At 38.8% G+C, this 26,055-nt stretch carries 22 protein-coding genes; 3 read left to right on the forward strand and 19 right to left on the reverse strand.

The features are described from left to right. Positions 1 to 26 precede the first annotated feature (26 nt). The 17 genes from PVV65_RS05140 to PVV65_RS05220 form a co-directional block, all read right to left on the reverse strand. Positions 27 to 1,340, reverse strand: coding sequence for a BID domain-containing T4SS effector (locus tag PVV65_RS05140; RefSeq protein ID WP_273789439.1), 1,314 nt, complete (start codon positions 1,338 to 1,340; stop codon positions 27 to 29). 357 nt (positions 1,341 to 1,697) lie between these two features. Next, positions 1,698 to 2,540, reverse strand: coding sequence for a BID domain-containing T4SS effector (locus tag PVV65_RS05145; RefSeq protein ID WP_273789440.1), 843 nt, complete (start codon positions 2,538 to 2,540; stop codon positions 1,698 to 1,700). A gap of 355 nt (positions 2,541 to 2,895) precedes the next feature. Next, complete coding sequence (locus PVV65_RS05150) at positions 2,896 to 4,044, reverse strand: BID domain-containing T4SS effector (RefSeq protein ID WP_273789441.1); 1,149 nt, start codon at positions 4,042 to 4,044, stop codon at positions 2,896 to 2,898. A gap of 313 nt (positions 4,045 to 4,357) precedes the next feature. Beyond that, positions 4,358 to 5,956, reverse strand: coding sequence for a BID domain-containing T4SS effector (locus tag PVV65_RS05155; RefSeq protein WP_273789442.1), 1,599 nt, complete (start codon positions 5,954 to 5,956; stop codon positions 4,358 to 4,360). Positions 5,957 to 7,542: 1,586 nt separating this feature from the next. Next, complete coding sequence (traG, locus tag PVV65_RS05160) at positions 7,543 to 9,459, reverse strand: Ti-type conjugative transfer system protein TraG (RefSeq protein ID WP_273789443.1); 1,917 nt, start codon at positions 9,457 to 9,459, stop codon at positions 7,543 to 7,545. A 151-nt stretch (positions 9,460 to 9,610) separates the two neighbouring features. Further along, positions 9,611 to 11,245 carry a BID domain-containing T4SS effector gene (locus PVV65_RS05165; protein ID WP_273789444.1) on the reverse strand — a complete coding sequence of 545 codons (1,635 nt, stop codon included), beginning with the start codon at positions 11,243 to 11,245 and terminating at the stop codon, positions 9,611 to 9,613. A gap of 10 nt (positions 11,246 to 11,255) precedes the next feature. Continuing rightward, on the reverse strand, positions 11,256 to 11,471 hold the full coding sequence (locus PVV65_RS05170; RefSeq protein ID WP_273755188.1) for an antitoxin VbhA family protein: 216 nt from the start codon (positions 11,469 to 11,471) through the stop codon (positions 11,256 to 11,258). A 73-nt stretch (positions 11,472 to 11,544) separates the two neighbouring features. Then, the gene (virB11, locus tag PVV65_RS05175) at positions 11,545 to 12,615 is read right to left on the reverse strand and encodes a P-type DNA transfer ATPase VirB11 (RefSeq protein ID WP_273755190.1); all 1,071 of its coding nucleotides are present in this window, start codon (positions 12,613 to 12,615) and stop codon (positions 11,545 to 11,547) included. Further along, positions 12,612 to 13,793, reverse strand: a complete 1,182-nt coding sequence (gene virB10 / locus PVV65_RS05180) for a type IV secretion system protein VirB10 (protein WP_273789445.1) — start codon at positions 13,791 to 13,793, stop codon at positions 12,612 to 12,614. Before virB10 ends, virB11 begins: the two co-directional genes overlap by 4 nt. After that, positions 13,786 to 14,652, reverse strand: a complete 867-nt coding sequence (gene virB9 / locus PVV65_RS05185; protein WP_273789446.1) for a P-type conjugative transfer protein VirB9 — start codon at positions 14,650 to 14,652, stop codon at positions 13,786 to 13,788. The genes virB10 and virB9 overlap by 8 nt, the downstream gene beginning before the upstream one ends. Beyond that, entirely contained in the window at positions 14,649 to 15,353 is a 705-nt protein-coding gene (locus PVV65_RS05190; protein WP_273789447.1) for a virB8 family protein, read from the reverse strand. Before PVV65_RS05190 ends, virB9 begins: the two co-directional genes overlap by 4 nt. After that, positions 15,307 to 15,621 carry a type IV secretion system protein VirB7 gene (locus PVV65_RS05195; RefSeq protein ID WP_273789448.1) on the reverse strand — a complete coding sequence of 105 codons (315 nt, stop codon included), beginning with the start codon at positions 15,619 to 15,621 and terminating at the stop codon, positions 15,307 to 15,309. The genes PVV65_RS05190 and PVV65_RS05195 overlap by 47 nt, the downstream gene beginning before the upstream one ends. 205 nt (positions 15,622 to 15,826) lie before the next feature. Beyond that, a complete protein-coding gene (locus PVV65_RS05200; RefSeq protein ID WP_273789449.1) occupies positions 15,827 to 16,834 on the reverse strand; it encodes a type IV secretion system protein in 1,008 nt (335 codons plus the stop codon). Then, positions 16,821 to 17,354 (reverse strand): type IV secretion system protein VirB5, encoded by a 534-nt coding sequence (locus PVV65_RS05205; RefSeq protein WP_273789450.1) that lies wholly within the window; start codon positions 17,352 to 17,354, stop codon positions 16,821 to 16,823. The genes PVV65_RS05200 and PVV65_RS05205 overlap by 14 nt, the downstream gene beginning before the upstream one ends. Further along, positions 17,341 to 19,704: a VirB4 family type IV secretion/conjugal transfer ATPase gene (locus PVV65_RS05210; RefSeq protein WP_273789466.1), complete on the reverse strand. Its 2,364-nt coding sequence runs from the start codon at positions 19,702 to 19,704 to the stop codon at positions 17,341 to 17,343. Before PVV65_RS05210 ends, PVV65_RS05205 begins: the two co-directional genes overlap by 14 nt. A gap of 22 nt (positions 19,705 to 19,726) precedes the next feature. After that, on the reverse strand, positions 19,727 to 20,035 hold the full coding sequence (locus tag PVV65_RS05215; RefSeq protein WP_273755203.1) for a type IV secretion system protein VirB3: 309 nt from the start codon (positions 20,033 to 20,035) through the stop codon (positions 19,727 to 19,729). Further along, on the reverse strand, positions 20,036 to 20,356 hold the full coding sequence (locus PVV65_RS05220; protein WP_273755205.1) for a TrbC/VirB2 family protein: 321 nt from the start codon (positions 20,354 to 20,356) through the stop codon (positions 20,036 to 20,038). A gap of 395 nt (positions 20,357 to 20,751) precedes the next feature. Here PVV65_RS05220 and PVV65_RS05225 point away from each other — a divergent pair, with 395 nt between their 5' ends. Beyond that, positions 20,752 to 21,477 carry a thermonuclease family protein gene (locus tag PVV65_RS05225; protein WP_273755206.1) on the forward strand — a complete coding sequence of 242 codons (726 nt, stop codon included), beginning with the start codon at positions 20,752 to 20,754 and terminating at the stop codon, positions 21,475 to 21,477. 133 nt (positions 21,478 to 21,610) lie between these two features. Here PVV65_RS05225 and PVV65_RS05230 read toward each other — a convergent pair whose 3' ends face one another. Continuing rightward, positions 21,611 to 21,787 (reverse strand): hypothetical protein, encoded by a 177-nt coding sequence (locus PVV65_RS05230; protein WP_273789451.1) that lies wholly within the window; start codon positions 21,785 to 21,787, stop codon positions 21,611 to 21,613. 332 nt (positions 21,788 to 22,119) lie between these two features. After that, positions 22,120 to 22,479 (reverse strand): helix-turn-helix domain-containing protein, encoded by a 360-nt coding sequence (locus PVV65_RS05235; RefSeq protein WP_273789452.1) that lies wholly within the window; start codon positions 22,477 to 22,479, stop codon positions 22,120 to 22,122. Between the two features lie 1,263 nt (positions 22,480 to 23,742). Between PVV65_RS05235 and PVV65_RS05240 the strand changes: the two genes are divergently transcribed. Both PVV65_RS05240 and PVV65_RS05245 read left to right on the forward strand, forming a co-directional pair. Then, entirely contained in the window at positions 23,743 to 24,588 is an 846-nt protein-coding gene (locus PVV65_RS05240) for a TIGR01459 family HAD-type hydrolase (RefSeq protein ID WP_273789453.1), read from the forward strand. Next, on the forward strand, positions 24,588 to 25,604 hold the full coding sequence (locus tag PVV65_RS05245) for a bifunctional riboflavin kinase/FAD synthetase (RefSeq protein ID WP_273789454.1): 1,017 nt from the start codon (positions 24,588 to 24,590) through the stop codon (positions 25,602 to 25,604). Before PVV65_RS05240 ends, PVV65_RS05245 begins: the two co-directional genes overlap by 1 nt. Positions 25,605 to 26,055: the final 451 nt, after the last annotated feature.

Raw genomic sequence — 26,055 nt, forward strand, 5'->3', positions numbered from 1 at the left:
GATTCAGCGTGAAAATTTATGTCTGTTTAGCTAGCAAAAGCCATCGCTTTTGGAGCAGCAGTTTTGCGCGGACGAAAATCTGTTTCTCTTTCTCTCTGTTGGGTAGAGGGCGTTGTTCCTTCATGTGTTATTGTTGAAGGCTCAAGGCGTTGAGCAGACTGTGAGACGTTTTGTTGTTGCTGCAAGCTTTGGGTTTGCTCAGATGCTTCACGACGTTCTTGTTTTGTTTGCTGAGTTTTTAAAATGCTCTCTCTTACCTGTGTGACAGCCATTGCATAATTGTCAAGGGCGTCAATGAGGTGAGAAAGACCCGCTTCAGCATGGATGCGTGCTTTATTTTTTAAGCCCCCAAAGTTGTGACCGGCGTATTTGTGAATAGACTGAGGGTTTCCAGCAAGTTGCTGTGCGAGCTGTTCTATTGTTTCAGGGTTTTGGAAAAGTTCTTCCACTTGTGATTTTAAAATGTCTGATTGACCAAAAACAACTCCGCACCAATATTGGGTTTGGGCATGGTGTCTTTTGACTTTTGAATTTTGGTGAATTTGGGTGTACATTTCTGCTTCTGAAAGGCTTTCTTTTTCTCTTTGAGAATGATCTGTTTTTTGCAGAAGTTTAGTGACAGCTGCTTTTCCCATGAGGCGTTCATAGTTTTTGAGTTCTTGCTCTGGAGATTGTGAAAGGCTTTCTCTTGCCTGTCTTACGGCTTCTGTATAACAATCAACGCTGACACAGAGGGCGGAAAAACTCTCTTCTGCTTGTCTGCGTTCTCTATTTTTGAAGCCCAAAATACTGGTGCCGGAGAGTTTAGCAATGCTTTCAGGATGAGCTGCCATGCGCCATGAAAGCTCTTCTCCCGCTTGAGGGTTTCTTTGAATTTCTTGCATTTTTTCTTGCAAAATGTTGGGGTTTCCATAAGCTCTAGCGGATAAACGTTGGATTTCCTCTTGATAGGTTTGGACCAGTGAATGGTGGGGAAGTAATAGAGAGATTTGTTCTTCTGAGAGGCGGGTTGTTGCTCCTTGGGCGGCTTGTGAAGCAACTGTTGCGTGTGTTATTTCAGTTTCTTGCGGTCTTTGGGTCGCGTTGTTTCTTGAAAGAGGCGTTATTGAAGGTGCTCTCCTAACGGATGCCTGTGCACCTTTTGCTGTAATCGTTTCTTCTTCTGAAAGAGAAAGTCTTCCCTCATCTTCTTCCAGTATCGTTGATAGTCTTTTGCTTTTTAAAGGCGCCTCTTTAGGGAGGGGGGGGATACCTGAGACCTCTGCTGCCGCTTTTTCATAGAGCTCTATGAGTTCTTTTATTGAAGAGGATGGAAAAGGGTGAGGGTGATCTTTTTTCATGCATGTTTCCTTTCAGAAATTGTTTTAGAAAACCTCTTTGGTGCATAGTCGTTCTTTATGCTTGGATTACTTTGAGACAAAGGAAGATGTCGAACTGATATGCGCTCCAAAGACCTGCGCTATTTAAGGCTAGAATAATGGAGCTTTGTGTCTTTTATACAGTTTTTTTGTGAAATTTTATCAATAAGTTATAGGAAATTACAGGATCCACTTTTAGGACCGTTTTAGGACTATTTTTTGTAACATTCTAAAACAATTCTTGGCGCAATCGCAAGAAGACGATTTGCGCCAAGAAACTTGCTGAAAAAGAGATTAAACGAAAAACAAAAATTGATCTGTTTTTATACTCATGTTCCTTTACATGGCATAAGCCATTCCTCTTTCTCCATGTCTTTGTCGTTGTTGGCTCTGCTCTGGACTCTCAGGATTTTGTCCTCTTTCGTGATGATGACGATGATGAGCTCTTTCACCTTGCTGAAGATGTTCTTGATGGCGTCTTTGTTCTGCGTGAGGGGTTTGCGAAAGCCTCTGTGTTGCCTCTTCTACAGACTTTGTATAACCATCAATGGCGTCAATGAGCGGCTTAAAGCCGTCTTCAGCTTGCTTGCGTGCTTGACTTTTCATGCCAAGCGCTTGGCGACCAGCAAGTTTATGAATAGATTCAGGATCCTCAGCAAGTTGATCTGAAAGGTCTTTTCCTTTACTAGGATCTTTAAGTATTTCTTGCAAGCGTTGCTGGAAAAGTTTGTCATTGCCATAAACAACTTGACCCCAATGCATAACCTCTTCTCCATATGCTTGCACCTTTGGATCTTTTAAAAGCGAGGCACTCATTTGGTCAGTTGTGAGGGAAGATGAAGGTTTTCCTCTTTGTTGTGGAGCAACCGTTGCATAGTCGGTTTCAGATTCTGATAGCTTTTGTTGATTGCGTCCAACTTTTGAAGGGTCAATGTTGCTAACAGATGCGTATAGAACATCCTCTGCGCGTTTTGGGGAAGCAACCGTTGCATAGTCGGTTTCAGATTCTGATAATCTTTGTTGATGGCGTCCAGCTTTTGAAGGGTCAACGCTGCTAACAGATGCGTATAGAACTTCTTCCTCTGGGTTTGGTCTGCGCTGGTTTCCTCTGTTTGGTTTATTAACTTGTGCATAGAGGGGTTCTTGGTTTTGGGGATCTTGGTGTGGTTGATGTTTTTTCATGGCTGTTTCCTTTCAATATTTTTAGAAAACCTCCTTGGGGCATACTCGTTCTTTATGCTTTGTTTGCTTTGAGACAAAGAAAGACATTTTACCGAATGGCTTCCAAAGATTTCGCGCTATTCAAAATCAGTGTAACGGACATTTGTGTCTTTTATACAGTTTTTTTATGAAATATTATCAATAAGTTATAATAAATAACGGGGGTCACTTTTAGGACTATTTTTTGTAACATTTTAAAACAATTCTTGGCGCAACCGTAAGAAAACGATTTACGCCAAGAAACTCGCTGCAAAAACTTTATGCAAAAGAAATTATATAAAAAACAAAAATTGATCTGTTTTTATATTTATGTCCTTTACATGGCATAAGCCATTCCTTTTTCTCCATGTCTTTGTCGTTGTGGGCTATGCTCTGGACTGTCTGGGCTTTGTCCTCTTGCATGATGACGACGGTGATGATGGCGTCTGTGTTCATCCCTTTCTGGACTTTCTTGTTTTTCACTTCTTTCAAGCTCACGTGTAAATTGTTTATGAAGCTTTTGTGTTTTATGTATATGTCTTTCAAGGGCTGAGCAAAGGGGAGAAAAACCGTCTTCAGCTGCTTTACGATCAGGGCTTTTTACGCCAAGGACTTGCCGCCCAGCAAGTTTCCCAACGCTTTCAGGATGAGCTGCAAAGTCCCATAAGACCTTATCAGCACCTTGAGGATTTTCAAGAATCTTCGAAAGTTGTTCGTTCAAGGCATGTGGGTTACCAAAAACAACTGTACACCACTCTTGGGTTTCTCTTACACCATATTGAAATTCTTTGTGTTGTAAAAGTTTGCTCGTAACCATATCTTTGGGGGTTTGGGGAGGGGGTGTTGCTGCTCTGCCTACGCCTTCATAGAGGGGATTTTCCCGTTGTTGGGATTCTTGTCCTCCTTCAGCCCCCATGCCCAACGTTGCATAGACAGTTTCTATTGGTTTATGAGGAGCGCGCCCGCTCTGTGTTCTCGGATCAATTTCTGCATAGAGATGTTCCTCTTGTTTTTGGGGGGCGCGTAAATCCTGCGTGCTTCCGCTAGGTGAGTCATAGAGGGGGTTTCTTTGTTCTTGAAACTCTGTTTCACCTGTTGCGAGATTAACGACGGCATAGGGATTTGTGGGGTTTTCCGGAGAAGGCTCACGTGAACTTCTTCCAGCAGCTGCTGCACGGGTAGCTCCTAGTGGGTATTGGGGGGCATAGGGCGTTTCTAGTGGTCGCTGAGAAGGCGGCGTATCATATCCACCTGCTCCCATTCGCGGTGTGTTGTAGGGAGTGTTTTCTTGTGTATTTGATCTCCCCCGCGGTGTGTCATAGGGAGAAGTTTCCTGGAGAGGCTGTCTTCTGTTTGCTGCTTGTATCTCTTCTGGGCTTGGGATGCGCGGACCGCCTCTTCTATTTTTATTCACTTGTGCGTAGAGGGGCTCTGGGTTTTGGGTTTCTGGATTTTGAGGTTCTGGTTGAGGATGGCTTTTTTTCATGGCTGTTTCCTTTCAATATTTTAGAAAACCTCTTTGGTGCATTCCCCATTTTTTTGATAGCTTTTTAAGACAAAAGAAGATATCAAATTGAATGCTCTCCAAAGATTTCGCGCTATTCGTATTGGCTTATAATGGAGATTTATGTCTTTTATACAGTTTTTTTATGAAATCTTATCAATAAGTTATAATAAATAACGGGGGTCATTTTTAGGACTATTTTTTGTAACGTTTTAAAACAATTCGTGGGGGAAAGTGCGATGAAATGATTAGGATCAAGCGTTCGTTTTATTGGAAGGCAAAAAGGAGCGCATTTTTATCCGGTAAGAGCTAGCGATGAGGAACGACTAACTTTCAAGCTGCGAACTTGACATTGTGCTTCTTGGGTATCCTTGACAGTCTGTGCAATTTCTTTGGCTTTGCTTTCTGATGTTCCAAGAAGACAAGCTAGTCTTGTATGATCTTTTTCTTGTATGGCTTTACGTTCATCTGAGGAGAGACGGTTGTGTAGTTGGCGGGAAAAGGTATGGAGTTCTTGTTGTAGTGAACGAGAATGCAATAAAGTTTCCCTTTGTTGTTCTTCTGGTAAAGCAAAAAGGTTTTGTAAATTTTTTCCAGGTTTTTCGATCACGCGGCTTAGGCGGTTTTGTTCTCTTTGATGATGCTCTAGAATTTCATCTTTTGCTTGTTGTGTTATTGCACCATAATTTTTAAGGGCTTGGCTGAGTTGTGGAACGGTTTGTTCGGCTTGTCTGCGATGTGGACTTTTTATGCCAAGAGTTTTTCTCCCGGCAAATTTAGAAATTGATTGAGGGCTTTGTAAAATTTCATCAGCAAATTGATTTCCTAAGTTTGGAGTTGCTGTTATGATATCCAATTTTGTCTTTAAGGCTTGGGTTTTCCCATAAACAATCTTTGATAAATGTTCGATTTCTTTTCGGCATGTTTCAACATAAGGATCATTTGAAACTTTTGCGAATAACGATTCATGGGAGAGAGAGGCTAATGTTTCTTTGGGAATGAGAGTTTCTTTTACATTTTGAACGTTGTTTTTTTGAAAACGGAGGCGATCGCCGTTCTGTAATGTTTTGACCTGTTCTGGAGGAAGATCATCTTTGTGACATACAACGAATCCGTCCTCGACTTCCATAACAAACCCTTCTGCTGAAGCGCCTCTAAAGATGCCTTCATAAAGGATCCCTTCTTTTGCAGCAACAACAACACGGTTGTTAATTTCATCCAGTTTAGCTTCTCTCATTTGGGAGATAAATTCTTTTAAAACAAGAGACTTTTGCGGATGGGTGATATCTTCAAAAAGATCTTTCATCGGTTGGGGATTGCCATATTGCATGGCTTCAATACAAGCTGCTGTCATGCGTCCTTTTGTGATGAACGAAAAGTCAATGGTATGGCCTGCTGCTTGTCCAAGTTTTTCCATAAACATTCGATTAACGCGTCCATTGCCTTTTCGGAAAGGATGGGCGTGTTCGAGCGCCATAAAAACTTCAGCAGCACTTTCAGCAAACTCTTGGCGTGATAAACCTTTCAAATTGTTCTTTTCGCTTAGTGTTTTTTCAAGTTGTTTGAGCTCTTTTTTTATCTGTGGACCGATGGCAAAAGGAACTTCATAACCTTTGGGGCGCATCGCTGGCATACGGGCAGTGCTGCCATCTTCAAAGGTAAAGGATGTATCACGGGTTTTACCTGCCCATTCAAAAGTTTTGTGGAAGAAGCTCCAGTGAATTAATTTGAGATAAGTGGCATCAAACTTTTGGGGTGGTGGTTCATGACGAAAATTAGTAGCCTCTTTTGCGATATCTTGGGCGCAGCGTTCATACAGTTTTTGGGGGTCTTTGATGCCATATTTATTTTTTAATGTTGAGGTTCCTTTATAGAGATAATTTTGCTCTAACATATTGTCTCTCCTTAAAAGATAGGGTGGTGGTTGATACGCGCCTTAAACGCGGGTCATGTTGAAATTTCCCCTTCGCATATTCTTTTGAGATTTTGAGTGTTATGAGAGAAATACTCTTTCTTCACGTGTATGGATGGTTGTAGCAACTGTTTTATGAAGCTTTTGAAAGCTGTTGGTATGAGAGCTATACACTGTTCTGTTACGATTGTTTTCATGCCTATTCCTTTTTTCATTTATTTTAGCTTCTCTGATGTTTGCTTATTCTTTATAATCCAGTTACGCTGTAAAATACTGATATTGAAGACAGTGATATGAATCCCATAAGGGGCAAAAGATGGATTTTTGATAAACCATGCTGGGTGAAATTTTTATTCTTTAAGATAAGGCTTTGAGATAAGGGGAGGCTAAAAAGAAAAATGTTGTTTAAGATTTTCGTTGTTTTGCCTTTAAAAAAGTTGTTTGCAAGAGCCTTTTGATGAAAAGTATGGATATGGCAGAGAAGATCGCTCTTGGTTATCGGATGGTTTGGATATTTTCCAGACACCGCTCTTAGGAATCTATGAATAAAAGCAGCTATCAAGAATTTCTCTCCATAATGTTTTTTTATTGGTCTATGCGGACATTTTGTTGGTGTGTTTACAACAAAATGCATTTTACTTTGTGTTGTTTCTCTTAAATTGTATTGCACTGCTTTAAGATCTATAAGAGGAAAAAACTTTCTTTTGGCTAGGAAAAAGCTGTTTTCTCAGCGCTTGGTTGTTAAAGTAGAACACGCGATGATATCGTAAAGGGGAAAAAACTGTCTAAGAATATTTTATTCATTTTGGTGTATATCTTGGATGTTCGATGTTCTTTTTTTGGGGGGGAGAACGGTGTTTATTGTGTAGGTATTTTGAGAGTTTTTGTCTTAAAGGCAAATCTTCTGTTTATTATATTCTGTAATGGAGGCAAGTCCTTTACGTAAAATAGAGCACCATTATGTGGTATCTTTACAGGATTAGGATTGTTTTAAAGAGAGATCATTTATCCATTTGGCGAGGGATCTCCTCAATGGTATAATGGTAGAGCCTCCATAAAGCATATAAAATCTATTGAGTTCTCTCATTTTTATGCTTCATAAAGAAGCTGCTAACATCATACATTTTGTTCGTGCTAAAATGTTGCCGATCAATCCTTGGGCCTTGAGGTGATTTATGAAAAGACATGCCTTTCTTGTATAGAGTTCTACTTTACTTGAGGCTCCCACTTATGACGTGTGAGTGATAGGATTGTGATTGAGTCAACATGGAACAGATCTGAAATGAGATAATTTTACGTTATTGGGTTTTTCATTCAACACAAAAATATGAATTATCATTATAAATCAATGTATTTTAAAATTATATATGAAAAACTTTGTGAGAGAATGTTCCTTTTTGGGATATTGGTGTTGCTATTGGTTGGGTGTATGGGCGTTTTTGATAGAGACTTTTAAAAGATCATGGTTGTTGGTAAAGTGACATACAAAATATAAAAGGAAAAAACACGGATTTTTTGACTCTGTTTTGTTGTTATTCTTTCTATCTTCAATACCTATAATGGGAGAGCTAATTTTTCTTTTGTGGGGCAAAACGGTTTTTTGCGGCAGCGGCTAACATTTCTTTTCTTCTGAAATAGACTGCGCGACCACATCGTAAAGGAGGATGCCCTTGCATAAGAATAATTTGTTCATCTTGACGCATTTCTTGAATAACCTCGTGGGGTAAAATGAGGGCCCTTTGTTGGTAATTTATATTGTAAGAGCTCTTCCCTAAAGAGAGACTTCTTGGTTTGTTCACTCCGGTGACTTCAACGGTCATTTGACCACAGCGTTCGGAAATCTCTTTAGCTGTTTGAAGGTCTTTAATGGCGGCATAACTGACAAAAGAGCAGCTTTCAAACCATGAACGCGCTCCTGATTCTCCAAAGTGATTGACCAACTGACCAGTGGATTGATAAAAGAGCATTAAGGATGTACCGTATTTACGTCCACGATCACGGGCTTCTTCTAAAATATTCATATAGCCTAGAAGATCGACTTCATCTAAGACAAATAAAACACGCTTTTTATAGTTACCGTCTGCTGTAACCATGGCATTGAGAAAGGCACCAATAATGACACGTCCTATCGCTGGATAACTGTTTAAAATGCTTGCAGGGAGATTGAGAAAAACATCTATATTACCATTGGTAATATCTGAGGAGGAAAAATCATCGCCGCAGACAAGATTTGCGTAATTGGACAAAGAAAGCCATTGGGTGTCTTTTGAGGCGGTTGTGTAGACTCCTGAAAAAGTTTGTTCTGCCATTTCTGTAAAAATGCCCACCATTTCGCGAATAAAAGGAGAAGGTGTTGTTTCTTGAATCATACGTAATTGATTGATAATAGCTGTTTCTGATTGAGAAAGAATTTCACGCAGTGTTTTTAAATTGCGCTCATGATCTTCATATTCATCAGAAAATATGACATGAGCAAGAAGAGCTGTTAAAAGATTATGGGCTTGTGTCGAGAAATATTCCGCTGAAGAATTGTCTGACTTTTTATCGGTGAGAAGTAGTTTGGAAAAACTAACAATATTCGCTTCACGTTGTGTGCGTGGGACGCTGTCGTCTAAAAGCCAATCGATGACATTAAAACTTTTTGTTAAAAGTGAATTAGGATCGAGAATAATAACATTTCTATTTTTCATTTTTTGACGGGAAAATTTGACGATTGGGGCAACTTCTGTTGATGGGTCAAGACAAATAATAGATCCTGGATAAGTTAAACACGTAGGAATCACTGTACTTGTGGTTTTATAACCACCAGAACCAGCAAAAAAAATCATATGGGTTGAACCAAAATCAAGGTTAAAGGTTAGCAAAGGTACTGTTCCACCTTTGCCCCATGTTGTTTTATTGCCAGGTGCAAAGGGAATTTTGCACACATTATCTTGATCAACACGGTATCTTTCCCCCACAACAATTTGTCCATTGGCAGGAAAGATTTTTGCGGCCTCTCTTAAATCCATCCATGCGGCTCCCCCAAAAACCTCTTTTTTTGCACGCTTGACCTTATTTTTAGGTGGAGAGGTTGTTATAAATTGAATGATAGAAAAAAAAGCACCAATAATGATGCCAAAGACAACCATAGGATCCATGAATTGAAGTGCATAGCTCCATGTTATTCCTTGTTGGCCAACATAGGGACTTAAACGTTTTATTTCAATTCCAATGTAGTAAAGAGCAATGGTTCCGAAAAAGGCCAAGGAAACAACACTAATTATTTTACGTAGGTGCAATTTTTGCGAGAGACTATACAACAATAAAACAGCAGCCGTTAATGCTAAGTCTAATAAAGGTTTTGAACGAAGGGTCCAATACACTTGATCGTTTTTTAGTCCACTTGTTATCAGCAATAAAAAATGAGGAACAAGGAATATCGTTAAAGCACCTAAAGCAATAGGAGTTAAAATAAGGATCATTTGTGTCTTAGTATATTTCATTGTATTCTACTCTCAAGTCTTTCTAGAATATATTGTGAAATGCTCTTTTTTCAGGGGGGGCAATACTCTTTTTTTGTAAAGGCGCAAGATAACGCTAACCCGTTTTCATTTATGCAGCTTTCTCATGAAAAAGAAAAACTTGGATCCATTCTTAGCTGGCCATAGCGAGCACATTTGAACGGTTGACTGTACGTGTGCAGGCTTGCTGGTGTGCTTCTTTGGCTTGCTTAATGGTTTGCGTAATTTGCTTGGCCTTATTCTCTGAAACACCAATGCTTTGAGCTAATGTTTCGTAATCATTATTTTTGACAGCTTTATGTTCATTTTCTGAGAGACGGCTATTGATTTTTTTTACAAAGCTGGTCAGCTCTTTTTGAAGTCCAAGATTTTTTGCTAAAGATTCTTGCTGTAACTCTTTTGGCAAGGCAAAAAAATTTTGTAAGCTTTGACTTGGCATTTGTACTGTTTTGGCACGGCGTGCTTGTTCTGTCGCATGTTCTTGAGTAATTTCCTTCTCCGCATGTTCTACAGCATGGGTGAAATTTACAACGGCAGTACAAAGCATCTCAAGATGGTTTTTAGCGTTTGCACGTGCTGGACTTTGGAGTCCACATAAACTCAAACCAGCAAGATGAGCAACAGAGTCCGGTGTCCTTTCGATCTGGTTGGCAAGTCGTTGGCCTAAGCTTGGATTTTTGATGATCTCTAGCATCTGTTTATCTAATGTTTTTGCGTTGCCATAAATAATGTTTGCTAATTTCTGAATTTGGTCTCGTGCTGTTTGGACACACGCATCTTCTGCGATCATTCCAGCCTTTTCATTTTTTGTTAAAGGGGCTAATTTTTCTTCTGGAATGAGAATTTTTTCAAGCAGTTCAGTTTTAGGAGGTGTAAAGGTCAATTTGTCGCTGGGTTTTAATGTTTTTTGTTGTTCTGTTGTTAGATCTGTTTTGCGGCCGATAATGTAAATTCCTTCTACATTGAGCATAAAGCTGTCAAAGAGAGCCCCTCTATAGATTCCGGTATAGGTTTCATCTTCCTTTGCAACCATAACAAGACGATCATTTACATCGCGTCCGCTCTTTTTCATGTTGTTCATGAATTCTTGTAAAAGACATATTTTTTCTGGATGTGAGATATCTTCAAAAAGATCTCTCATCGGTTCTGCATTGCCATAGTGTGCGGCTTGGGTATAGGCCGTCATCATACGTTCTCGTGTTGTGAGTGAAAAATCAAGCCGATGGCCTGCGCTTTTGGCGAGATTTTCAAAAAAGAACTCTATTGTATGTTCATTGCCATCTATGAAGGGGTGTATATTTTTAAGAGAGACAAAGAGTGGCACGGTTTCAGAAATGAAATCTTCGCGCGTTAAGCCTTGCAAATTATCTTTTTCGGCAAGTGTTTTCTCTATTTTCTTTAAGCCGTCGAGGATTTTCTCAGCATTTACAAAAGTATTGTCCCATTCTGTTCTTTTTATTTCTGGCATGACGGCAACGCTTCCGTCTGCAAATGTGAAGGGAGTCGTGCGGATTTGCCCAGACCATACAAATGTTTCTTTAAACAAATGGTGATGGATATAGCTTAGATAAAAGCAATCAAAATGTTCTGGCAGAGATTCACGACGCAGGCTTTCTAATCCTTTTTCTATATCATGTGAACATTTTTCCCGAAAGCGTTCTAAATCTGTCTCTCCATATTTATTTTTGAGTATTTGGGTTCCGGGATAGACATAATGATGAGGAGAGGGGTGATCTATATTTTTGGTTTTTGCTTTTGCTTTGGGCATCGTTGCTTCCTTATAATATCGTGTTGTCCATGAGAGTATTAAATTCCTCGAGTGAAATAGTTCCCTTTGCATATTCTTCTAAATTTTTTAGCGTTTTGGAATGAAAGCTTATTCCTTCTCTCGTATGGGGGCTGATGGCGCAATCAACGGCTTGGCGGCATTGTTTTAATTTTTCCGCTGTCATCAATAAAAGGTTTTCTCTGTTTTCTATTGCTTTGGTTTTCATGCATTTTTCCTTTTATGTGCAATGTATGTCCAATCGTTGCTTTAAAAGAGCCTTCAACCGATATGATCTTGTCTTAATTACCTCCAAAGATGTTTCGTTGTTTGAAAGGATCATAATAAATTTCTGTGACCTTAAATTTTCCTTCAACCCGTTTGCATTGGATGATGATATCAATCATTGAAATCAATAAACCTCGAATATCATCACGCTCTAAATCGCCCCCTCCTTCACTTTCTTTGACCAAAAGGGTCATTTGCTCAAAAGCAGCAAGGGCTGTTGAGGCATGAACCGTCGTAATTGACCCTGGATGGCCCGAATTGACATTGCGGATATAATAAAAGGCTGTACCATCTCGAAGTTCTTGCAAAAGAATACGATCAGGACGCATTCGTAAAGATGATTCAAGCAATTCTTTGGGGCCAACAGAAGCTAAGCCTTGTCCATCTTTTGAATAGATCATCGAGACATGGTTAGGGTGTGGGATCACCAATTCTTGTGTGTCTTCAATGGTGATAATACGCTCGTCTTGAGGAATTTTGGCGATTAATGCTTTGGATAATGTTGTTTTTCCCGAACCCGTTTTTCCCGCAATTAAAATATTTTTCTGGTATTCTACAGCTTGATTTAAAAAGGAAACAAAGTCTTTATTGCAGTAGGCATTGGCTAAGTTATGCTCGATGACTTTGAGTTCATTAAAACGCGTATGATAATCATTCAATGGCGTGAAAGAGACCTGCTCACAGTGCGAGAAGAGACCTTTATGAGCGAGTTCTTCGAGAGAAAAATTCTGTGATGATGGTTTACGAATTGTCATACTAATTGTGCCTTTTTCGACAGCTGGTGGAATGACAATTTGAATGCGTTCATTGCCAGGCAGAGTTGCGGATAATATTGGATTCTTGTCTGAAATATTTTGCTTGGAATAGGAAGCGACAACTTTCGCAATCCCCATAAGCTCATTAAAAGAGAGAGCCGGTGCTTCTATTGTTTTCCAACCATCCAGCCCTTCCGTCATCACTTGATAGGGACGATTGATAACAATTTCAAAAAGACTCTCATCTTTCAAAAAAGCACTGATCGGTTCAAGTTTTGTGAGAACAACCGTGAGGGTTTCGTCGTTCATGGTGTGTAAGATTTGGTTCATTCTAAAGGTATCGCAGAATTTTTGTAAAAGTTTCTTGAAACAGCTCGTTTGATAATCTGTTTTTTGTTTTCGATGACTTTCAATTTATAAACGCCAGAAAAGTCCAAATCGCGGGCAACAAAAACGTTCACCATTTCCCCTTGGTTTTTGGATAATGTTGGAGGAATATTGGCGTAATTTTCGACAATAATATTTGCAATGTTTTGTCCTGAAGAGATTGTTTCTTTCTCTTCTTTGTCTTGTTTTTTTGATAAACGTTTATTAGCATAGCTTGTTGCATCTTTTATCAGGGATACAAGAAGTGCAGATCCAATTCTCTCTAACCAATGATTATCGATATCACCGTCAATACCAGAGCGTCCTAAACTATCTGTTGCCGGTGAAGCTAAGGATATAATGATACCATTGGGGGTTTTTGCTCTATTCCATAGCACAAAGAGACGTTTTTGGCCTTTTTTCAATCCAGCGCGATATTCACCAACAATTTGGGTGCCTTTATCAAGGAGCACAACACGGCCATTGTCTGATAAAATATCTCTGGAGATGATACAACTGGCAAAACCTTGTTGATCACTGTTGATGGCTGTTTCTAAGATACAAGGGATAGATGTTCCCATCGCGATGATATAATTTCGATTGCCAAGGGTTGAAGCACGAATACCTTCAAGCATGGTGGGTTTGAGAAGATGATTAAAACGTTGTGTTGTTTCATCCGGTTTGCTTTCTAGTTGGTGAGGCAAAACGTTTTTATTGGTTTGTAAATCTATTTTGCTTTGTTGTGTATTCGCATACGCTAATACAGGAGCACGTTGGGCTGCTTCCAACAGGGAATCATCAGAATTTAATTGATTGATCTTGGGTGTTGGTAGCTCGACTTTGGGTAACAGAGCGTTATTTTGGTGCGTCTGTTCAAGGGAGGAGGGAGGATTTGGTCGTGCAGGGCGGAAAAGTTCTGTTTGTTTGATAACTTTCCCTTCTTTTAAAGATTCAATCGGTTGCTTTTTCTCTATAAGTTGTTTTTTGTCTGTAACAAGTGTTGAATAGGCTAAATAAAGACAGACACTGAAAAGAATAACAAGGGCGATTGCTTTCCCTATATTGTTCTGTTGACTTTTCCCTTGAGCATTTTTTATTGTATCGCGATCATTAATGTTTTTTTCATCCACGGCGTTATTCATGGCTGTTTCCTATGTTCACTTTACGTTGTACAGATGGTGATGTCGTTCCCGTTTCAGGATTAATTCCTTCTGGGTTGAATCTCTTATTAAAGATGCACAATACTTCATTCCCACGCCGTAGCGTGAATTGTGCTGCTGTTGCATGAACAATAACTTTGTTGCCTTTAATTGATTTTGGAATAAGGGCTTCTTGCCCATCAGGCGTTACAAGGTAAATGGTGGGGATTTCAACATTACCTAAAAAGGTAAAGGTTGTTGTTTTTCCATTATCATACACAGAAGCAGGTTCAATGAGGAATGAGCCTTGCGCTTCATAAGCCCAATTGCGTGGTCCAAAATCTTCATGGATATTTAAAATATCATTGACAAAGTTTTCTTCACGTTGTTCAGCTTTTGCGGCTTCGGCTTGTTTCTTCCGCAAGGCTTCATCTTCTGGATAACGAAACTTTACCAAGAAATAGGTCTCATTGCCCGCTGAAACATCGCCTTCACGGATTTGCAGCTCAAATTGGTAAGAGCGTTGTGTTCCATCTTGGCGGCTTGTGACGATTTGTAAATTGGTCACAGGTTGAACTTCACGCGGTTTGAGAAAAACAAAGTGGCCAGCCGGCGCAACTTGCCAAGCAACGGAATTTCCAATTCCTACATAGATTACTTCTTCGTCATCGGCAAATTCCAGCTGAACGGAAGAGCGAATGGAGCCAATGATTTGTACGACGTTGTAGGGGTCATAATTGATAAATCTGATGCGGTTATCTTTACGGGCACTGACAGGTGCTGTTTCCGCAAATGAGAGAACTGTGTGAAAGCTGAAAGTGATTGTGAAAATTAAAAAGATTATTTGTAAAAGTCTAATCATTTTATCACCTCTGGATCAGATCTATATTCCGATACTTGAAAACCAAGCGGATTGATGAGACGATCAGACGTTGAAATGTGTGCGTTTACGTAGGAAAAATTTAAAATTGAAATCCAATGGGAAATATTTTCTTTTTCATTAAAGTCTCTGACCGTTTTATAGTAACGAACTTGGATAAGATCTTTGCTTATAAAAGAAATTGATTTGATTGTGACTGTCGCAATCATGTTATGATAAACATTTTGTGGACTTTCTGGATTATTGCCCGCGTACCATTTTGCAAAACGGTTTTGTTCTTTTGGAGAAGATAAAAGAGAAACTAAGCGAAAATTGTTTTCTGCTTCTGAGGTTTGAAAACCTTCACGAGCACGAACATATTGGCTTGCAAAATAACGCGTTATTGCTTCATCATAGTCGTTAGGAGATTCTTTTAGACCACTCACAGTGTCAATAATGCCTGTTGAATTATCAACGCGGATAACAAAAGGCTCTATCGTTTTCAAAGGCGTTAAAGCTGCGACAGCCAAAGCGAGCGCAATTGTCATCAATCCAAAAAGTATTGTTAACGCCATGGAAATTTTCATCCGCACGCGCATGCCATGCATACGGTCAATGTCAAAAGAGCGGGCTTCTTTTATATATTCTTCAAGGGCATCACTTTTCACGCGGAACCTCCACAGTTTTGTCGGATCGTGCTTCATAAATAGCCGGCTTTAATAAAGCTGGATGAATTGTTAAGTTGCCCGTTACTTTTTCACTTTCCAAAGTATTGAGAATGATGGGCGTTCTAACAGGCTTTACGTCCTTTTCTGAGTGGACAACGTTTTTATTTTCCCAATTCCACTTGTCTTTATTTAAAGCACGTGTCTGTTTGCCATTACAGCGTGGTGGTTTTTTGGGGCCACTTAGAGAGGCACAACCGGTAAGCGCGATTGTTAGGATCATAACAAAAGTTATTTTTCGTTTCATTTTTTGAACTCACAAATATCTTGGAATACAATGCATGAGAGCCTTTTATTTTAAACACTTTTACAAGTTTATGTGATGCAAGACTGTGTTTGATTTTGTTGTAAGGCCTAAGATGTTAAGTTTTTCATGGAACAGAAGGATGACGCGTGCGCCCTTTGGCGCACGCAAGGAAAAAATACTTATCCTTTTAGAGAGGTCCTTTATCTTAAAACCGTCCACGACCACCCCCTCCAGCGCTTCCTGAGCTTCCTGCTTTTGCTGCGGCGCCTGCCGTACCTTTACCAGCAGCTCCTGAGATGTTTAAAGTAGCACTTTTTATTGCATTAGCACTTGTTCTTGCACTATTGGCAACCATTGTGAAAATCTGTCCTCCTGAAGAGATACCAGCGCTAAAGTATGGTCCGCCAGAGGCTAGTGCTGTGGCAATACTGGGCAGTGCACGGAAGATAATAACTCCTATGATAGAAATGACCATGACAGGAGGGAAAAGAATGTAAATTGATTCATATGAAATTTTGAGAACCTGTAGGATAACTTGACATATAATTGTTCCAAGCATGATGACAAGAACTTGTAAAATGGTAAAATTGACCAAAGTTGTAATCCATGCATCGGTATATTTTCGCGTTGCATTGAACAAATATAAACTAATGAACAGAGGTCCAAGACCTATAATAATAACCAGTGCAACTTGTGCAAACATTTGGACAATAAAACCACCTATACAAAAGAGAATAACAGTGAAAAGCATTATAGCACCGAGAATCCCCACAACGATCTTTTCAAAAAGCCAAGCGTTATATAAGACCTCTTGATAGCGGTCACTTGCCTTTAACAAAATATAATCAAAAACATTGGAGTCTGCAGGATTTCTGTTTAACGCATTGCCAATAGCGTTGGACAAATCATTGAAGAAAATATCTTTGACATAACTATTAAATGTATCCGCATTCGTTGCCATTGTTGTCACAACAACGATTTTAACAACATTATTGAGAAGACTATGCATGGAAAGCGCAACGCGACCTGTCATAACATTGTAGCCATAAAGAAAGATAAAAATGATTGCAGCAAGATTTAAGGGCGCTGAAATAGCAGAAGATAACCCACTCACCGTTGTGTCCATCACATTTTCGAGAGGGTTTAAAATATACCCAGAAATGCTTGTAAATGGAGAAAACTTATCAAATGTAGGAGAACTATAGTCTGACATCTGTACCAGTGCTTTCAAGTTTTTCTTTTAGTTTTTCTTCTTTTTCTTTTAATTGTGCTTGAATTGTTTTATGTTTTTCTTGCTCCTTTTCTTCACGCAGCTCCTCTTTTGTCTTCGTATCTTTGGCTTGAATCATACTCAGAGACTGAAGTTTTAACGCATTCGCTTGAAGATCAGCTTGAAGAAGAGAAACTTTTAATTGAAGTTCTTGCTGAAGGGTTTGAAGTTTCTGCAATTCTTCAAGTTTAGATTGTTTTTCAGTTTCAGTTTCGGTTTTAGTTGTTGCTGTATTTATTTGTGCTTTGAGTTGTTCAAGTTGATCTCTTATCTCTTTGATTTTTTTTGTCTTTTCAGTTGCAGTCTTATAAATAGTCTCAGCGGTTTCTGATTTCGCAATATCGAGTTTTTGTGTGTTCTCGAGTGCTTGTTTATAATATTCATCAGCATCTGGTGAGACTTGTGATAATGCATGAGAAATAAAAGAAAAAGATAACAGTGTTGCTAAGCTATATTTTTTCATTGTTTTTTCTCCTTTGATAAAATATGGGTAGCCATTCATTAGGGTCTTCTCCATATTCGGTTATAATTTCATTCATGAGTTCAATATTTTGAGTTGTGCCGCTTAAAACGGCGATCTCATCGCTCATTCCACGTAAGTTAAGCTCTGCAACAACAGAACTTTGTCCTTGTTTGATAAGAAAACGACGGGATTCTCTGCTTAATTCTAACTGTATCAGTTCAAATTCACGCTCAGTGAGTTTGAAAGCTTCGACATAATCGTTATAATTTGCTTTTTGATTGGGAAAAAATATTTGAGTGGGGCATTGCTCAATAATTGTGTGTGCGATTGTGGAGTTTAAAGCGTCTTTGGGGCTTTGTGTTGCAAAGAGCATCATGCCATTTTGTTTACGGATTGTTTTTAGCCGATCTTGCGCAAAAGATTTGAATGAATCATCTTCTAAAGCTTTCCAGAATTCATCAACGACAATAATGATGCGTCGTCCATCAATTAGATCAAGAATACGGTGAAAGAGATACATCATTAAGGGGCGCCGAATTTCTTCGTTGTCTAAGAAATCGGTCATGTCATAGCCAATGAATTGTGCATTTAAATTGAGATCATCTTGATCATTGTCAAAAACCCATCCTAAATCATTTCCTCTAATCCAGCGTTGTAGTCGTATGGCAATCCCTTCTTTTGATGTATTGTCAAAAAACAGTTGAAGAGCCCCAAGAGAGCGTTGTGTTGGGGGTAAATTTTCTAAGGAATCGATGGCTTTGGCAATCTCTTGTCGCTCTTCTTCGGTCACAATTTGCCCTTCAGCTGAGACGAGCTTTAAGATCCAATTGCGAAGAAAGATTTTATTTTTTTCGCTGTATTCCATGCCCTTTAAGGGAGAAATACCGGTGGGCTGTCCATTTTTTAAAGGTTTATATTTTCCTCCTCCAGCGCGGACAAAAATCTCTGCCCCTTGATCTTTGTCAAAAAAAACCATGGTTGGATTATGTTTTTGTAATTGTGCAAGAAGAAAATTAACAATCACTGTTTTACCAGATCCCGATGGACCACAAACAAACGTGTTTCCAAGATCACCATAATGAAAATTAAAATAGTAAGGTGAACCAGCCTGTGTTTTGAGCAAAGCGACAGCAGGACCCCAAATATTATCGTTCAATTTGCCAACAGGAAAAGAATGGAAGGGCGATAAAGCGGCAAAGTTTCTGCTGGTAATGGCGCCTGAACGCGCACGATAGCTAAAGTTTCCGGGTAATTGCGCCCACCATGCAGCTTCCAATCCTAAATCTTCTCTGGCAATAACGGCACCCCCATTGGTTAAATGGGAGCGTGCTTTTGATAAGTTCTCAGTCAATATTTTGGGGTGATCGGCAAAAACAGCTAAAGAAATATGATGTTCGCCCAAAACAAAACGGTTTGACTCTAAATCATCCAAGGCTTCATCGAGCGCATCAATTTGTGAGCTAGCACGGTCGGCTGCATTAATCATTTGATTTTGTTTGCGGCTCATAATTGCACTGGCGGCTGCTTTACTTTTAAAAACAAAGGATTGTGCTAAGATGAATTCAAACGGGACCGTAAGCAAACCATCGGTCATTCCTGGGCGTGTTTTAGAAGGGTATTCTTTCCACCCAAACATGCCGGCAAAGCGTTCATTGCTTTCATGACGAATTTCAATAATTTCTTTTCCAAAAATAACACGATCTGAGTAGATCGTTGATGCAATGGTGCCAAATGTCAGAGGAATACGTTCACGCCTTCCGCCCACCAATTGATGGAGAAATTCACTTTGTTCGGAAAATAAAAGCCCTTCATGTTCATAGATTGTTAGGAGACGGACCCCATATTCTTCTAAACCTTGCATGAGATCTTGGCTTAATTCTTCGAGTTTACGAATAGCTTCTTCATCGGGTTCAGATTGTGTTTTTTTTGCTTTGCTCAAGCGCTGAAAAAATGAAGCTAATTTCTGCGTTTTGTCCGCTGCAGGATTCCAAAGCAATGAAATAAATAGATCATTGCGATACAGCTCTTGCGAAACCATTTTCTTTTTGTATTTTTCATCTAATGTTGTTGCAAAAGATGAAATAAAATGGCCTTCTGGATAAATCGTTTCACGACGGCGAATGATGTGAGAATATAAAGCAACCCGTTCATCTGCAATATTTTTCAAAAGCGTGTTTAATTGGTTGTGTAAAGAATTGATTTGATCAGTATCTGCCGTATCAAAATTTACACCCTCGACAGCCATCACAACCATTAAACAGCGTGAATTTAAAGCAATGACATGCTGGTTGATGTAACGTATATAGGGAATATATTCTTCAGGCAAAGTTTCCCGTTTCATCATTGACATATGTTTCACCGGTTGTATTCCTTCAGCTTAGTTCCTTATAAGTGCGGACAAGGCGTAAGGGGGAGGTAGAACCTCCTCCCCATCGGCTGATATTTTTTTGTTTTCCTCTGGTATTGAGCCACGCAAATAGTATGCGAAATTGGTTGTGATCATATTTTGTCACTTCACGTAAAATAAAGTGCATCCCAACTCCAAGACCAAACATGGTAAAATCACTGGTCACAATAAAGAGAATGGATGTCGCCATGACATTGAGTGCCATCGCTTCCATTGTAACACCAATAAACATGGCCGGACGTGTACAGGCAAGGAAAAGGGTATCTTCGTTCATTTATGCTGTACCCGCTAATTTAGTGACAAGAGCGGGGGCACCAAAAACAAGAGCAATACCGAGAACACAGTAAGCTGCTTTGCGTAAATCAATAAAGCCGTACATCCAACCAATACCTACAGCAGCAACACATATAATGGCAATTAGCCTTGCCGTTGGACCCGTCATCATGGTGACAATGTTGCCTAAAACACCATCAAGATTCCCAAAACCACCCCCATTAGGAGCAGGAGCAGCAAAAGAAGGATCGGATACAAATACTGCTGTAAAAAGCAGCATGATCACGATAAAAATGATGTTCTGAAATCTACTATTTGTCATTTTACCTCTCTTTAACAAACAATATTTGTTCATCTATCGACATTCCATTGCCTCTAACACCTGGAGAATTCTGTTATTTTATGACAGTCTAAACTCCTCGTTTTTTTGTTTTAAAAGTCTTGATCGTGGATTTTCTCACTCTCAAATACTTCTTTTTAAAGAGACAGAAGTCTTTTCAAACTGAGATTGTGTTACATGAAAATGGCAATTTTAAGTTGTACTTTTAGTTAAGACAACAATATTAAAACAAGGTGAGAAAGAATATTATTCTTTACAAAATGTAGTTAATGTGTAACACAGATATTTTGATTTTTTCTTTAAAAACAAGGGGATTGCTGATAAATAATGTGAAAGGATAGAAAAACAATGAATTTTTTAAGCGAGCGTGTTAAGAGATGCTATTTAAATTGATTGTTATGATTTACATTATAGTTTCTATAATGTGGGGATTAAGTCAATATAAGGATAAAATAGATTTCAGCTTTCTTGAAATATTAAAAATGAAAGATATTCAAGATATTGTTGATCTCTACAAGGAAGAAAAAAAATTAAGGCAATCGATCTCCCAACAGTCATTAGAAGAAAATAAACCAGCGCTTGATCAGCAGGAGAGCGTTGCATCAAATGATGAGGTACATAATGTGCTTGTTTTTCATGGTAGGGCATCGGTTACAAGTGGGGTTACATTTAAATTACTAACACCTTCTGCACAATCTTGGCGATCCCATATGACCCGTGATATTCATCTTTATGGTGTGGACACATGCGCACCACGCCAAAAAGCAAAATTAAAGGATCAAGAATGGCCCTGCGGTGCGGTTACAACGGCTTGGCTTGTCACCAAAACACTTGGTCAGGATTTATCCTGTAAGCGGGCTTTTATGCACAATGGTGTTTATTATGCGCAATGTTTTGTTCAAGGGATTGATTTAGCTGAGGCAGGTCTTAGAGAAGGGATGCTGGTGCTCCCAAAGGAGGGTAAAAATCCTCTTCCAACACAGTACCATCATGCAGAAGAAAAAGCACGTAACAATAAGATTGGTCTTTGGTCAAGCGATTTCACCGAACCCTTCAAGTGGCGACGAGATAATGGATCTTATAACCCGTTTGCAAGCCCTTGATTGGTTTTATTGATTTTCCTTGATGTTTATTGCAAAAATGTGTGAGATCAGGACAAACCAGACAGTCTCATGAGATGGTGTTCTTTGAGGTTGGTGATATAAAGGTGATATGAAATAAAACAAGTGAATATGCTCACTTAAAAAAACGGATTATTGCATTATTTACAGACTGAACTGGATTGAAACGTTTTGGTGCTTCAAGGTGGGGCGGGGAGGCTAGCTTTTTAGGACGTTTTTGCGCGTAGAGCCTTATGGAATATTGTCCTTTGAGAGGTTGAGGTTTGCTTAGTGAAACTGTTAGAGACGACATTAGATTTGTCGCTGGTCCTTTTAAAACAGGGAAGGTGGAGAGGATAGAACCTTTCAAAATTTGGAACAGTCAAAAGACATGTTGCTCAATATTTTAAGACTTGTATCATGAATTGTTTTCATGGATGTTTCAAGTGCTCTTGCCATGATGCGTTGCGAGATATTGTCAGAGGAATATTTATGAAGCGGTATGAAGGCTTATGAAAAGAAAATATTGTGTTTCCTATCGTAGGAAGTCAATCAAGGAGAATTTGGAAAAAACGCGTTGTGATATAAATTGCAAGCGTTTTGTTTTTAGAACAGAAAGCAGTGATAAAGATCATGTAAAACATTTTAATTTTGATCAGAAATTAATTTTAAAATGGCTTTTTGTTTGACAGATGTCAGAATTCTAAAACTTTTTAAAAGCAAAAATTCTTCTCTGTTTGATGCGACTTCTTCATGATGGTACGAGGTGTTTTCTTTTGTGATAATATCCGTGTAAAAAAAGGAAACCGGAACATTTAGGATATCGGAAATTGCCTTTAAGCGCCCTGCACTCACACGATTTAAGCCTTTTTCATACTTTTGAATTTGTTGAAAACTTACCCCTAAAGCGTCTCCTAAGGTTTTTTGAGACATTCCCAATATTTTTCGCTTTAAGCGAATTTTTTTACCGACAAAAAGACCAATATTAAGATTCTGAGTTTGCATTTGCTCCCACCTAGTGCGAGCGCCCTCGCATAAGTATTCCGGGAGCTTGAAAATACTGAGCTCTAGTCAGTTTTTTTGCTTTTAGTGTGTAAGACACACTTGGACAGTGCAAAAACTCCCGGAATTCTGGGATACCCGCAAAGCGGAGTAAATTTTTATTTTAGGTTTCGGGTTTTAGAGCCCACTTGGTCGCTGCGTATGCGACCAAAACACCTCCATTCATAAAGTAATTTGAGAGGATTGGCAATAAAAAGCACTTTTCTTAAAATGGATAGACTTCTAAAATTAAGAGACTGTTTGCCTTTCAATTTTTTTAAAATTCACTCACAAAACTTATGTTCTCAGTCCTGCATTTGATGAAGGGAGCCCCCCGTGGATTTTAAGATTAAGCGCCCTAGGGGAGAACTAAAGAGGTCTTTGATCAATAACCAAAATGGTTTTTTTATGTGGTTGAAATCTCATGATGAGAGGGAAAAGCTTTCATAAATGGATATCCTTCATGCAAAACAGACTCAAAACGAAATAGATTTGGTTGTTGTCTATACCTGCTTATTTTTAAAAGATTTTTCTCAATGCTCATACGCATTTTACGAATGATGCTACACGAAAGTGTATCAAGGGAAAGCTTCTATGGATAGGATAAACGCTATGTTTCTATCTTTATTGAAAAAAAAGATGCATGACGGCATAGATGCCACATACTCTTTGTTTGTTCAAAATACTTTGATAGTTTCTGCATTTGAATTTGAGAGATTTTATTTTTTTATCTTTAAATGTTTTTATTATTTCTTCTACTTAATGAATGGGAAAACGAAGTGTTTTGATTGATTCAATATAAACAGATTTTGAAATGAGAAAAGATATTTGGAATTCCCATGAGGTTTGAAGAATAAACGATAATTATAAATTTAAGGATTTTATCCTTAAGAAAGTAATTTTAAAGCGTTTTTTAAATTTATTTATTTTTCAAATTAAAAATTTGAGTGTTTTCGCTAAAAAGCTGTATCAACGCAGTTGTTGTTGGAATTGAAGTTTTTATGAAGAAAATGAGTATTGTGGAATGATGAGCTTTTGTTATAAAGCGTTTTAGAATTTTGCACGGGCTTTTGATACCTTATTTATTTTATCATTTCTTATGATCTTTAATAAGCGATGCAAAGTTGAGATATGGTTTGAGAAAGCAGATGACAGAAGTCTTATCTTTCGATAAGTAGTTTTGAAGTAAAGACAGCTTGATCAATGACAAATAGAGATAGGTGCACCATGAATGAGCTTACCCATATTGAGACTGTTATAGAACGTTATGATGCTGTTTTTTGTGATGTGTGGGGTGTTGTGCATAATGGTGTGCAGGCATTTGAACCAGCGTTGAAAGCGTTGTATAAAATTCGACAAATGGGAAAAACGGTCATTTTATTGACGAATTCTCCTCGACTACGGGAAGATGTTGCGGCTCAATTACAAAGCATGAATGTTCATCGTGACTATTATGATGCCATTATCACGTCAGGGGATGTCACGCGGGATCTCATTTGTGCTGCACCGCGTCAAGTTTTTTTCATCGGTCCACAACGTGATTTGGTGTTATTTGAAGGGTTGATGTGTGAATTTGTTGAAGAAAGGGAAGCTTCTGTTGTCGTTTGTAGCGGTTTTCTTGAAGATTTTGAGGAAGAACCTTCTGCTTATGAGGCGATGTTTTGTCGCATAAAAGCGCGGAATTTACCCTTTATTTGTGCTAATCCTGATGTGATTGTTCATTACGGAAATAAGGAATTTTGGTGTGCTGGCGCATTGGCACGTCTTTATCAACAATTAGGAGGAGAAGTTCGCATTGCTGGAAAACCTCATGCTCCTATTTATGAGTGTGCCTTTGAAAAACTTCAAAATATGCGTGGAACAGTAGAAAAAAGTCAAGTTTTAGCGATTGGTGATGGTCTTTTGACGGACATTAAAGGAGCGGCCCAATTTGGTCTTGATGCCCTTTATATTATGGGGGGGATTCATTGTTATGATTATATGCAAAATGGTGTGGTGGATAAGCAAGCTTTGCATTCTTTTCTAGAATGTCATGGTTATAGGCCACAAGCAATCATGTGGGCACTTCAGTAATGGCTAAATTTTTGCGTCTTCAGGGAATTCATATGTTTCCCTCGGTTTGGCGGGGAGCCGTGTTGGCACTTGGAAATTTTGATGGTGTTCATTGTGGGCATCAAGGGGTGTTGCAAAAAGCACTTGATTTTGCGCGGATAAAAAAGAAACCCGCTGTTGTTTTAACTTTTGAACCGCATCCAAGAAGTTTTTTTCAACGTTCAGCGCCTGTCTATCGTTTGACTGAGGCGGCTGAAAAAGCTGAAATTTTTAAAATTGTGGGCTTTGATGGCGTGATTGAGCAGCTCTTTGATGCTCAATTTGCTACTCTTTCAGCCGATGAATTTATCAAGTCGATTTTAAAGGAAACTTTTGATGTTTCTGTTGTGGTGACTGGCGAAAATTTTCAATTTGGTCATAAGAAAAGTGGAAACGTCTCTCTTCTTTGTCAAAGAGGAAAAGAAGAGGGATTTGAGGTTGTGCAGGTTCCTTATGTTTCTCATCCATGTGTTTCTCATCCTCAAGATTCACAATCGTTGATTATTTCCTCTAGTTTTATTCGGCAACTTCTTTCACAAGGAGAAGTGGACCAAGCAGCCCATTTATTAGGCTATCGCTATCGGGTATGTTCCAATATTATTCAAGGCGACAAACTTGGACGTCTTTTGGGATTTCCTACCGCTAATCAGATGTTGCCTCCTCAAGTTCGTTTGGCTCATGGTGTTTATGCGGTACGCTTGCGTCGCACTAACGGTGTTTTATATGATGGGGTTGCAAGCTTTGGTTGTCGTCCAACCGTTGTTAAAGATGGGGTCCCTCTTTTGGAAACCTATTTATTTGACTTTAATGACGACCTTTATGGGGAAAGCTGTACCGTTTCTTTTTTCCAGTTTTTACGCGGACAAGAAAAATTTGATGGGCTTGAACCTTTGATTGCACAAATGCACCGTGATGAAAAAAAAGCAAAAGAAATTTTAAAGACAGTCCAACCCTTATCACAGTTGGATCGGCTGCTTACTTTTAAAAATATGCTCTAAGTTTATCTGAAAAAGAAAGAAGAGCTGCTAAAATAGCACTTAAAGTGATGATAAGCACAAACATATATTCCAAAACATCACGGAATATATGTTTTTTACGTTGTTGAAAGGGAGAATCGAATATCTGAAGATCTGATTGAGGCATTGTCTTTTTCAAAGTTAATTGTATGGCTTTTGTTGTCAATTAAAACTTTACTGCTTGTTTCTTTCTGATCCGTTAAAATTCATGATGAATCGTGAATGAATAAGGATACAGCATTTTTGGCAAGAAGAGATGAGAAGAAAAAAGAGAGCTGGTTTTTAACTTCTTGCGCTTTTAATTTTAGAATTTCACAAAATTTAAAATCGATAATTTTTTTCTTTTAAAAGTTGATCGCTTGCATCAATTTGCCTGCATTTTTATAGCTTCTTGATGGCTTTAGAGGCGGAGGTTTGTTGTCTATTTAAGAGA

Source organism: Bartonella sp. ML70XJBT, from assembly GCF_028618425.1.
In the GTDB taxonomy this organism is placed as follows: domain Bacteria; phylum Pseudomonadota; class Alphaproteobacteria; order Rhizobiales; family Rhizobiaceae; genus Bartonella.

What these genes read in the sequence shown, in the direction of transcription:
- PVV65_RS05215 (WP_273755203.1), bottom strand. Translation starts at nt 20,035, where the DNA reads ATGAACGAAGATACCCTTTTCCTTGCCTGTACACGTCCGGCCATGTTT.
- PVV65_RS05240 (WP_273789453.1), top strand. Translation starts at nt 23,743, where the DNA reads ATGAATGAGCTTACCCATATTGAGACTGTTATAGAACGTTATGATGCT.
- PVV65_RS05150 (WP_273789441.1), bottom strand. Translation starts at nt 4,044, where the DNA reads ATGAAAAAAAGCCATCCTCAACCAGAACCTCAAAATCCAGAAACCCAA.
- PVV65_RS05225 (WP_273755206.1), top strand. Translation starts at nt 20,752, where the DNA reads ATGCTATTTAAATTGATTGTTATGATTTACATTATAGTTTCTATAATG.
- PVV65_RS05195 (WP_273789448.1), bottom strand. Translation starts at nt 15,621, where the DNA reads ATGAAACGAAAAATAACTTTTGTTATGATCCTAACAATCGCGCTTACC.
- traG (WP_273789443.1), bottom strand. Translation starts at nt 9,459, where the DNA reads ATGAAATATACTAAGACACAAATGATCCTTATTTTAACTCCTATTGCT.
- PVV65_RS05220 (WP_273755205.1), bottom strand. Translation starts at nt 20,356, where the DNA reads ATGACAAATAGTAGATTTCAGAACATCATTTTTATCGTGATCATGCTG.
- PVV65_RS05210 (WP_273789466.1), bottom strand. Translation starts at nt 19,704, where the DNA reads ATGTCAATGATGAAACGGGAAACTTTGCCTGAAGAATATATTCCCTAT.
- PVV65_RS05200 (WP_273789449.1), bottom strand. Translation starts at nt 16,834, where the DNA reads ATGTCAGACTATAGTTCTCCTACATTTGATAAGTTTTCTCCATTTACA.
- PVV65_RS05235 (WP_273789452.1), bottom strand. Translation starts at nt 22,479, where the DNA reads ATGCAAACTCAGAATCTTAATATTGGTCTTTTTGTCGGTAAAAAAATT.
- virB11 (WP_273755190.1), bottom strand. Translation starts at nt 12,615, where the DNA reads ATGAACCAAATCTTACACACCATGAACGACGAAACCCTCACGGTTGTT.
- PVV65_RS05205 (WP_273789450.1), bottom strand. Translation starts at nt 17,354, where the DNA reads ATGAAAAAATATAGCTTAGCAACACTGTTATCTTTTTCTTTTATTTCT.
- PVV65_RS05170 (WP_273755188.1), bottom strand. Translation starts at nt 11,471, where the DNA reads ATGAAAACCAAAGCAATAGAAAACAGAGAAAACCTTTTATTGATGACA.
- PVV65_RS05165 (WP_273789444.1), bottom strand. Translation starts at nt 11,245, where the DNA reads ATGCCCAAAGCAAAAGCAAAAACCAAAAATATAGATCACCCCTCTCCT.
- PVV65_RS05190 (WP_273789447.1), bottom strand. Translation starts at nt 15,353, where the DNA reads ATGAAGCACGATCCGACAAAACTGTGGAGGTTCCGCGTGAAAAGTGAT.
- PVV65_RS05155 (WP_273789442.1), bottom strand. Translation starts at nt 5,956, where the DNA reads ATGTTAGAGCAAAATTATCTCTATAAAGGAACCTCAACATTAAAAAAT.
- PVV65_RS05230 (WP_273789451.1), bottom strand. Translation starts at nt 21,787, where the DNA reads ATGTCGTCTCTAACAGTTTCACTAAGCAAACCTCAACCTCTCAAAGGA.
- PVV65_RS05245 (WP_273789454.1), top strand. Translation starts at nt 24,588, where the DNA reads ATGGCTAAATTTTTGCGTCTTCAGGGAATTCATATGTTTCCCTCGGTT.
- virB9 (WP_273789446.1), bottom strand. Translation starts at nt 14,652, where the DNA reads ATGATTAGACTTTTACAAATAATCTTTTTAATTTTCACAATCACTTTC.
- PVV65_RS05145 (WP_273789440.1), bottom strand. Translation starts at nt 2,540, where the DNA reads ATGAAAAAACATCAACCACACCAAGATCCCCAAAACCAAGAACCCCTC.
- PVV65_RS05140 (WP_273789439.1), bottom strand. Translation starts at nt 1,340, where the DNA reads ATGAAAAAAGATCACCCTCACCCTTTTCCATCCTCTTCAATAAAAGAA.
- virB10 (WP_273789445.1), bottom strand. Translation starts at nt 13,793, where the DNA reads ATGAATAACGCCGTGGATGAAAAAAACATTAATGATCGCGATACAATA.